This window comes from Streptomyces violaceusniger Tu 4113 (genome assembly GCF_000147815.2).
Classification (GTDB): Bacteria; Actinomycetota; Actinomycetes; order Streptomycetales; family Streptomycetaceae; genus Streptomyces; species Streptomyces violaceusniger_A.
This window is the reverse complement of the sequence record NC_015957.1, coordinates 6,716,532-6,726,864: the sequence shown is the minus strand read 5'-3', so window position 1 is coordinate 6,726,864 and position 10,333 is coordinate 6,716,532. Positions and strand designations below refer to the sequence as shown.

Below are 10,333 nucleotides of genomic sequence, written 5' to 3'. Positions count from 1 at the left end.
GTCAGTCGTTTCCGAAGGTCGTGCCGCGCATCGCCCGGCTCACCAGCTCGTCGGCATCCAGCTCCGCGAGCGCGGAGGTCTCCGCCTCCGTGCCGGTGCCCAGAGCGCTCAGGTCGCTCAGACCGCGCAGGTCGTCGGCCGCGGAGTCCGCGAGGCGCACCAGCGCGTCCAGCACCCCCAGTTCGTGGAAGCGGCGCAGCGGCACCGAAGCCAGCACCCGCCGGATCTCCCGCTCGCGGCCCTCCGCGCCGGCGGCCCCGGCGTCCGCGGTCCCGTCCACGCCCCCGTTCGCGTCCCCGTCCCCGTTCACGGCGGGGACCAACTCCGTACGCAGCCTCCTCGCCAGTGTGGTCGGCTTCGGATAGTCGAACACCACCGTGGCGGAGAGCTGTAGCCCGGTGGCCGCGTTGATCCGGTTGCGCAGCTCCACGGCGGTCAACGAGTCGAACCCGGTGTCCTTGAACGCACGCTCCGGCTCCACCGCGTCCCCGTCGGCATGCCCGAGCACGGCCGCCGCCTCACGCCGCACCAGGTCGGTCAGGAACATCTCCTGCTCCGGGCCGGTCAGCCCGGCCAGGCTGCCCAGAAGCACCTCCCGCTGCGATGCGCCCCCGCCCTGCGTGTCCGCCGCCAGGATCTCGGCGACCTCGGGCAACTGCCGCAGCAGCGGCCGCTCCCGGGCCATGGTGTAGCCCGGTACGAACCGCGCCCAGTCGACGTCCGCGACGATCACACTCGGCAGACCACCGCCCACGGCCCGCGCCATCGCACGCAGTGCGGGCGCCGGATCCATCGGCAGGATGCCGATACGGCGCCACTGGTCGCCGCCGTCGGCGTCGATCATGCCGAGCCCGCCGCCCCAGCCGCCCCACGCCACCGACGTGGCCGCCAGCCCGCGCGCCCGCCGCCGGGCCGCCAGCCCGTCCAGGAGGGCATTGCCCGCCGAGTACGGGGCCTGCCCGCCGCTGCCCCAGACACCGGCGCCGGAGGAGAACAGCACGAACGCGTCGAGTTCCCGGTCGCCGACGAGCTCGTCCAGCACCAGCGCGCCGCGCACCTTCGCCCCCGTCACGGCGGCGAACTCCTCGGCGGTCACCTCGGTGACCGGAGCCGAGGGCAGCCCGGCACCGGCGGTGTGCACCACCGCGGTCAGCGGATGGGTTCGCTCCGCCTCCGCCAGCACCGCGGCCACGGCGTCCCGGTCGGTCACATCGCACGCGGCGAGCGTGACCTCCACCCCCGCCAGGTCCGCCACCAGTTCCGCCGCGCCCGGCGCGTCACCACCCTGCCTGCTGAGCAGCACCACATGGTCCGCCCCGCTCGTGGCGAGCCAGCGCGCCACATGCGAACCGAGCCCGCCGGTGCCGCCCGTGACCAGCACGGTGCCGCGCGGCTTCCAGGGACTGCCGGAGCCGTCCCGGTCGCGCACCATCCGGCGTGCGAACAGCCCGTCGGCGCGCACCGCGAGCTGGTCCTCCCCCTCCGGGGACGACAGCGCCGCGAACAGCCCGTCCGGCAACGCCTCCTCGTCACCCTCCCCTTCGGCCGGCAGGTCGATCAGGCCGCCGAAGGTGTCCGGGTGGTCGAGCCCGAGCACGGCGCCGAAGCCCCACACCGCCGACTGCACCGGGTCGGCCGCCTCACCGGCCACCGCGACCCCGCCACTGGTGACGCACCACAGCGGGGCGGTGACGCCGTGGTCCCGCAACGCCTGCGCCGCCGCGAGCGTCGCCGCGGTGCCCGTGGACACGGTGCCGTACTCGGTGTCGGCGCGGTCGTCCCACGAGAGCAGGGACACCACTCCGGCACCGCCGTCCGCCGACTTGACCTGGTCGCCCAGCGCCTCCCGGCCGGATTCGGAGACCTCGGCGGCCACCACCTCGGCGCCCCGCGCGGCCAGCCCGTCCAGCACCGCACGGACCCGCGCCGAGCCCGCCCGCACGGCCGGGACCAGCACCAGCCACCGGCCCGACAACTGCGGATCGGCCGCGGCCACCCGGGTCCAGCCGATCCGGTACCGCCATGCGTCCGTGAGGGAATCCTCCCGGCTGCGCCGACGCCAGGAGGCCAGCGCGGGCAGCACCGTGCCGAGGGCCGCCGCGTCCACCTCGAGATCCCGCGCGAGGGTCTGCGTGTCTCCGTCCTCGATGGCCGCCCACAGGGAGCCGTCGGCCGTCTCGGCCCGCGTCGGTGTCCTGGCGGGCTCCAGCCAGTAGTGCCGGTGCTGGAAGGCGTACGTGGGCAGCGGCACCCGGCGGGCCCCGGTACCGGCGAACAGAGCGCCCCAGTCCACCGGCACCCCGGCCGCGAACAGCCCTCCCAGCCCCGTGAGGACGCGGTCGGGGCCGCCGTCGTCGCGGCGGAGGGTGCCGGTGATGATGGTGGGTGTGTCGGGGATGGTCTCGGTGGTGTCCTGGATGGCGGTGGTCAGGACGGGGTGGGTGCTGACTTCGATGAAGACGCGGTGGCCCTGTGCGAGGAGGGCTCGGGTGGCTTCTTCGAAGCGGACGGTGTCGCGGAGGTTGCGGTACCAGTAGTGGGGGTCGATGTGTGTGGGGTCGGCCCAGTCGGCGTCGACGGTGGACATCCAGGCGGTGTGGCCCAGGGAGGCGGTGACGCCGTCGAGCACCTGGTGTAGTTGGTTTTTGATGGTGTTGACGTGTCCGGAGTGTCCGGCGAAGTCGACGCCGGGCAACTGCCAGCGGTGGACCTTGGCTTTGGAGAGGGTGATGCCGAATGCGGCGAGGGCGTCGGGGTCTCCGGATACGGATACGGAGGCGGGGCCGTTGACGGCGGCGATCCATAGGTGTCCGTGCCAGGGGGCGAGTGCTTTTTGGACCCAGGTGTGGGGGGCGAGGACGGACATCATGGCGCCGTGTCCGGTGAGGTGGTGGGCGATGGTCTGGCTGCGGAGGGTGACGATTTTGGCGGCGTTGGTGAGGGTGAGGTGTCCGGCGATGTGGGCGGCGGCGATTTCGCCTTGGGAGTGGCCGATGACGGCGTCGGGGTGGATGCCGTTGGCCTGCCAGAGGGCGGCGAGGGAGATCATGATGGCGAAGGTGGTGGGCTGCAGGACGTCGACGCGGTCGAGCGAAGGGGCGTGGGGTGCGCCGGTGATGACGTCGATCAGTGACCAGTCGGTGTAGGGGGCCAGGGCGTCGGCGCATTCGTGGAGGCGGGTGGCGAAGACGGGGCTGGTGTCGAGGAGTTGGGCTCCCATGCCTGTCCATTGGGCGCCCTGGCCGGGGAAGACGAAGACCGTCTTGCCGTCGCTGCCGGTCTCCCCGGTGACCAGGCTGGGGTGCGGTTGCCCTTCGCTGAGGGCGGTGAGGGCGGCGGTCGCCTGGTCGAGATCGGTGGCGAGGACGACCGCGCGGTGTTCCAGGGCGGTGCGGCTGGTGGCCAGTGACCAGCCCAGGTCCACCGGGTCGGTCTCGGGGTGGGCGTGAAGGTGGGTGATCAGGCGTTCGGCCTGCGCCCGCAGCGCCGTGGGGCTCTTGGCGGACAGCACCCACGGCACCGCGCCGCCCGTGGCCACCAGCCCGGGAGCCTCCGGTTCCGTGATTTCTGGTGGGGCGGCCGTGTCTTCCGGGGCCTGTTCGAGGATGAGGTGGGCGTTGGTGCCGCTGACGCCGAAGGAGGAGATTCCGGCGCGGCGTGGGTGGCCGGTCTCCGGCCAGGGGCGGGCCTCGGTCAGCAGGGAGACCGCGCCCGACGTCCAGTCCACCTTGCTGGTGGGCTCGTCGGCGTGGAGTGTCCTGGGCAGCATGCCGTGCCGCATGGCCTGGATCATCTTGATGACACCCGCGATGCCCGCGGCGGCCTGGGTGTGGCCGATGTTGGACTTCAGCGAGCCCAGCCAGAGGGGCTGGTCGGCGGGGCGGTCCTGGCCGTAGGTGGCCAGGAGGGCCTGGGCTTCGATGGGGTCGCCGAGGGCGGTGCCGGTGCCGTGGGCTTCGACGGCGTCGATGTCGGTGGCCGACAGTCCGGCGTTCGCCAGTGCCTGCCGGATCACGCGCTGCTGGGAGGGGCCGTTGGGGGCGGTGAGGCCGTTGCTGGCGCCGTCCTGGTTGACCGCCGTACCGCGGATGACGGCCAGCACCTCGTGGCCGTTGCGGCGGGCGTCCGAGAGCCGTTCCAGCAGCAGTACCCCGACGCCCTCGCTGAAGGTGGTGCCGTCGGCGCCCTCGCCGAAGGACTTGCTGCGGCCGTCGGGGGCGAGACCGCGCTGGTGCGAGAAGCTCACGAACCCGTCCGGGGTCGACATCACCGTCACACCCCCGGCCAGGGCCATCGAGCACTCGCCCTCACGCACCGCCTTGGCCGCCCAGTGGATGGCCACCAGCGAGGAGGAGCACGCCGTGTCGACCGTCACCGCGGGACCGGTCAGGCCCAGTGCGTAGGCCACCCGTCCGGACACCACGCTCCCCGATTTGCCCGTGCTCAGATAGGTCTCGGAGCCCTCGGGCAGCTCACCGGCGTTCGTCCCGTAGTCGTGGTAGATGGCCCCGGCGAACACACCGGTGTCACTGCCCTGCACCGACCGCGGGGCGATACCGGCCTGCTCGAAGGTCTCCCACGCGGTCTCCAGCAGCAGCCGTTGCTGCGGGTCCATCGCCACGGCCTCACGCGGGGAGATGCCGAAGAAGTCCGCGTCGAACTCGGTGGCACCCGCCACGAACCCGCCCTCGCGGACGTAGGTCGCGCCCACCCGGTCCGGGTCCGGGTCGAACAGCGTGTCCAGATCCCAACCGCGGTCGGTGGGAAACGCCCCGATGCCGTCCTCCCCGTCGGCCACCAGCCGCCACAACCCGTCCGGGTCGGTCACCCGTCCGGGGAGCCGGCAGGCCATGCCGACGACGACCACGGGGTCGTCCGCGTCGGCCCCCGGCCCGGTGACGGCGGCCGGGGCCGCCTCCGTCGAGCCGAACAGCTCGTCCCGCAGATACCCGGCGGTGATCGCCGAGGTCGGGTAGTCGAACACCACGGTCGCGGGGAGCCGCAGTCCCGTGGCCGTATTGAGGCGGTTGCGCAGTTCCACCGCCGTGAGGGAGTCGAACCCGACGTCACGGAAGGGCTGGTCCGGTCCGATGCTGTCGATCGTCGTGTGTCCGAGCACGGCGGCCGCCTCGGTGCGGACGAGCTCGGTGAGGTGCCGTAGCCGTTCGCCCTGGTCGAGGGCGGTGAGCCGTTGGGTGAGCGACAGGGTGTCGGCGGGGGCCGGTGTGTGGGCCGTGCGGCGCGTGGGGCGCCGTACGAGGTGGCGGAGGAGCGGGGGAACGGGCTGCGCCGTGTCATCGGCCCGAAGGGAGGCCGGGCTGATCTTGATCGGGACGAGGTGGGGGTGGTGGGTGGCGGTGAGGGCCGTGTCGAGGAGGGCGAGCCCCTCGTCGTCGGTGAGGGGGGCGACACCGCCGCGGTGGGTGCGCCGGTGGTCCTCGGTGTTCATGGTGGCGGTGAGGGCGCTGGTGGTTTCCCATAGGCCCCAGGCGAGGGAGGTGGCGGGAAGCCCGGCGGCGTGGCGTTGGTGGACGAGGGCGTCGGCGTAGGTGTTGGCGGCGGCGTAGTTGGCCTGACCGGGGGTGCCGAGAGTGCCGGTGGCGGAGGAGTAGACGACGAAGGCGGCCAGGTCGTGGTCGCGGGTGAGGTCGTGGAGGTGGGTGAGGGCGTCGACCTTGGGGCGGAAGACGGTGTCGAGGCGGTGCGGGGTGAGTGCGGTGAGGGTGCCGTCGTCGAGGGTTCCGGCGGTGTGGATGACGGCGGTGAGGGGGTGGTCGGCCGGGATGTCGGCGAGGGTGGTGGTGAGTTGGTCGCGGTCGGCGGTGTCGCAGGCGGTGATGCGGACGTGTGCGCCGAGTTCGGTGAGTTCGGTGGTGAGTTCGGTGGCGCCGGGGGCCTCGGGACCCTGGCGGCTGGTGAGCAGCAGGTGCCGGGCGCCGTGGTGGGTGATGAGGTGGCGGGCGGTGAGGGCGCCGAGGGTGCCGGTGCCGCCGGTGATGAGAACGGTGCCCTCGGGATTGAGGGGGAGTGGCTGGGCGGGTGTGCCGACGGGTGCTGCGGCGGTGAGCCGCGGTGCCCAGAGGGTGTTGTCGCGGAGGGCAAGCTGGGGCTGGTCGGGGGTGAGTGCGGTGGGCAGTGCGCTGCGCAGTGCGTGGTCCGAGCGGCCATCGGTGTCGATGAGATGGACGCGGCCGGGGTGTTCGGACTGGGCCGAGCGGACCAGACCCCAGATCGCCGCCGCGGCGGGATCGGTGACGTCGGCCGAGTCGTGTACGGCCATCGCACCGCGCGTGAGGACCGCCAGCCGTGTTTCCGACAGCTCAGGCAGCGTCACCCACCGCTGCAACAGGTCCAGCGCCCGCGTGGCCAGCTCGCGCGCCCGCGTGCCGGGGTCGGCGTCCCGCGACTCCCACGCGGTGGTGTCGGCGACGATCAGCGCGGGCCGGTCCTCGGCCCCGGTGATCTCCGTGACTATCTCGGTGGCGGGCGCCGTGGCGATCTCTGTGACATCGGCGAAGGCCGGGGCTTCGGCGGCGGCGAGGACGGGTGAGACGTCCCCGACGGTGCCCCACCGGATCTCGTCCGTGGTGGCGGTGTGTTCCGTCCAAGTGACCGTCCAGAGTGCGTCGTTCACCGACGTGGAGGTCAGCGCTTCGAGCTGCGCCGCGTCGACCTCCCGCAGAACCAGCGAACCGATCGACGCGACCAGCCCTCGGGCCGCGTCGACCAGGACCACGGAGAGCCCGCCGTCCTCGGTGTAACGGGCGTGCACGCGCACCGACGTGGCACCGGTGGCGTGCAGGCGTATGTCGTTCCACGCGAACGGCAGCAGCATGCGGCTGCCGGGCTCCCCGGGCAGGCAGTAGTTGCTCGCGTGCAACGCGGCGTCCAGCAGCGCCGGGTGGATACCGAACCGGCCGGCGGCCTCCGTCTGCTCCTCCGGCAGCGCGGCCTCCGCGAACACCTCGCCCACTTCGCCGTCGCGGGTCCATACCGCCTTCAGGCCCTGGAACGTCGGCCCGTAGTCGTAGCCCCCCTCGGCCATCTGCTCGTACAGGCCCTCTACCGCCACCGGATCGGCGCCCGCGGGTGGCCATTCGGCCGTGGCGGGCGCACGAGGAGCCGTGGTGTCCTGGGCCAGCGTGCCGGTGGCGTGCTCCGTCCACTGCGCCGATTCTTCTTCGGCGCGGGAGTAGATACGTACGTCCCGACGCCCGGACTCGTCAGGGCCGCCCACGACCACCCGGATGTCCACGAAGCCACTGTCCGGCAGCGCCAGTGGCTGCTCGATGACCAGCTCTTCCAGGGTGGGGGTGTCGGTCTCGTCTCCGGCGCGGATGGCGAGTTCTGCCATCGCGGCGCCGGGGAGGAGGACGGCGCCGGACACGGTGTGGTCGGCCAGCCAGGGGTGGGTGGTCAGGGAGAGCCGCCCGGTGAGAACCGTGCCACCGGTGTCGGGGAGGTGGACGGCGGCGGTGAGCAGCGGGTGCCCGGGGTCGTGGAGACCGGCCGAGGCGATGTCGCCTGCGTTGGTGTTGCGGGGGAGCCAGTAGTGGTGGTGTTGGAAGGGGTAGGTGGGGAGGGGGATGCGGGTGGGGTGGGTGCCTGTGAAGAGGGTGGTCCAGTTGACTGGTGTTGCGTTGGTGGTGAGGTGGGCGAGGTTGGTGAGGAAGCGGGTGGGGGTGTCGTCGTCGCGGCGGAGGGTGCCGGTGACGATGGCGTTGGGGGTGTTGGTGTTTTCGAGGGTTTCTTGGATGGCGGTGGTGAGGACGGGTGGGGGCTGATTTCTATGAAGGTGCGGTAGCCCTGGTCGGCGAGGGTGGTGATGGTGGTGTGGAACTGCACGGTCTGGCGGAGGTTGCGGTACCAGTAGCCGCTGTCGACGGTGTCGGGTTCGATCCACTGTCCGGTGACGGTGGAGAGCCAGGGGGTGGTGCCGGGCTCGAAGGTGAGGTCGTCGAGTGCGTGTTGTAGCTGGTCTTTGATGGTGTCGACGTGTCCGGTGTGGGAGGCGTAGTCGACGGGGATGATGCGGGTCCTGATGCCTTGGTCGGTGTAGTGGGTGTGGAGTTCGTGGAGGGCGTCGGTGTCGCCTGCGATGACGGTGGCGTTGGGGCTGTTGTGTGCGGCGATCCAGAGTTTGCCCTGCCACGGGGTGAGGGCTTCCTCGACCTGTTCCCGCGAGGTGAGGACGGACATCATGCCGCCGTGTCCGGCGAGGTGGTGGGCGATGGTCTGGCTGCGGAGGGCGACGATTTTGGCGGCGTTGGTGAGGGTGAGGTGTCCGGCGGCGCAGGCGGCGGCGATTTCGCCTTGGGAGTGGCCGATGACGGCGTCGGGGTGGATGCCGGTGGATTGCCAGAGTGTGGCGAGGGAGACGACGACGGCGAAGGTGGCGGGCTGTACGACGTCGACGCGGTCGAGCGAAGGGGCGTCGGGAGCGCCGGTGATGACGTCCATCAGCGACCAGTCGGTATACGGAGCCAGGGCATCAGCGCACTCGCGCAGGCGAGCCGCGAAGACGGGTGAGGTGTCGAGGAGCCGTGCCCCCATGCCTACCCACTGGGCTCCCTGGCCGGGGAAGACGAAGACGGTTTTGCCGTCCGTCCCGGTCTGCCCGGTGACCAGGAGCGGGTCAGGTCGTCCCGCTGCCAGAGCCTGGGCGGTGGCGATGCCGTCTTCGGTGTCGGTGGCGAGGATGACCGCGCGGTGATCGAGGGCGGCCCGGGTGGTGGCCAGCGTCCAGCCCACGTCCACCGCACGCGGAGCGTCCCCCGATTGCAGGTGGCTGACCAGACGTTCCGCCTGAGCGCGCAGTGCCGCAGGAGTCTTGGCGGACAGCACCCACGGCACCACGCTGCCCGTGGCCACGAGCCCAGGGGCGCCCGCCTCGCCTGCCTCTGCTTCGGGCACAGCCGCGTCCGGCGGTGCTTGCTCCAGGACCACGTGGGCGTTCGTCCCACTGACGCCGAAGGAGGAGATTCCGGCGCGGCGGGGGTGTCCCGTCTCCGGCCAGGGCCGGGCCTCGGACAGCAGCGACACCGCACCCGACGTCCAGTCGACCTTGCTGGTGGGCTCGTCGGCGTGGAGCGTTTTGGGCAGCACGCCGTGCCGCATGGCCTGGACCATCTTGATGACGCCCGCGACACCCGCGGCGGCCTGGGTATGGCCGATGTTGGACTTGATGGAGCCCAGCCACAGCGGCTGATCCTCCGGGCGATGCTGACCGTAGGTGGCCAGCAGCGCCTGGGCCTCAATGGGGTCGCCGAGGCTCGTTCCCGTGCCGTGGGCCTCCACCGCGTCCACATCGGCCAGCGACAGCCCGGCGTTCGCCAGTGCCTGCCGGATCACCCGTTCCTGGGAGGGGCCGTTGGGCGCGGTGATGCCGTTGGAGGCGCCGTCCTGGTTGACGGCGGTGCCACGGACGACGGCAAGCACCTCATGCCCATTGCGGCGGGCGTCGGACAGCCGCTCCAGCAGCACAAGGCCGACGCCCTCGGACCAGTTGGTGCCGTCCGCGCCCTCACCGAAGGACTTGCAGCGCCCGTCGCGCGCCAGCCCCCGTTGCCGGGAGAATCCGACGAAGCCGCCGGGGGTGGCCATCACCATCACCCCACCGGCGACCGCCATGGAGCACTCCCCGGACCGGAGGGCGTAACTGGCCAAGTGCATCGCCACGAGGGACGAGGAGCACCCGGTGTCCAGAGTGACCGCCGGGCCGAGCAGACCGAGCGAGTACGAGATACGGCCGGACGCGATGCTGCCCGCGCCACCAAGGCCCAGATACCCCTCGAACCCTTCCGGCACCCGGTCCACGGTCAGCGCGTAGTCGCCGTTGGCCAGGCCGGTGAACACGCCGACGTCGCTGTCCTCCAGCGAACTCGGGTCGATTCCCGCGTGCTCGAGGGTCTCCCACGCGGTCTCCAGCAGCAGCCGCTGTTGTGGGTCGGTGGCCAGCGCCTCACGCGGGGAGATGCCGAAGAACTCGGCGTCGAACTTCGCCGCGTCGGTGAGGAAACCGCCCTCGCGCACATAGGAGGTGCCGACGGAGTCAGGGTCGGCGTCGAAGAGGTTCTCCAGGTTCCAGCCGCGGTCCTCCGGAAATCCGGAGATCGCGTCCCGGCCGTCGGCCACCAGGTCCCACAGCCCGTCCGGGGTGGTCACGCCGCCCGGGAAGCGGCACCCCATGCCGACGATGGCGATCGGCTCCTCCGTCGCCGCCTCGGCCTTGCGCAACCGTTCCCGCGTCTGGTGCAGATCGGCGGTAACCCGCTTGAGGTAGTTGAGGAGCTTTTCGTCATTCGCCATCTGGACCTCGCCAAGAGCCTCGTGG

The 10,333-nt window shown here is 71.9% G+C and carries 2 protein-coding genes and 1 pseudogene; all 3 read right to left on the bottom strand.

The genetic code is table 11. The annotated features are described in order from the left end of the window. Position 1: 1 nt before the first annotated feature. Positions 2–7,237 carry a type I polyketide synthase gene (locus STRVI_RS53715; RefSeq protein WP_435532627.1) on the bottom strand — a complete coding sequence of 2,412 codons (7,236 nt, stop codon included), beginning with the start codon at positions 7,235–7,237 and terminating at the stop codon, positions 2–4. A 9-nt stretch (positions 7,238–7,246) separates the two neighbouring features. Then, positions 7,247–7,483, bottom strand: a pseudogene (locus STRVI_RS56485) (hypothetical protein); the annotation flags it as partial. Then, positions 7,417–10,308, bottom strand: a complete 2,892-nt coding sequence (locus STRVI_RS56480; protein ID WP_014058862.1) for a type I polyketide synthase — start codon at positions 10,306–10,308, stop codon at positions 7,417–7,419. The gene STRVI_RS56480 and the pseudogene STRVI_RS56485, both read right to left, overlap by 67 nt. Positions 10,309–10,333: the final 25 nt, after the last annotated feature.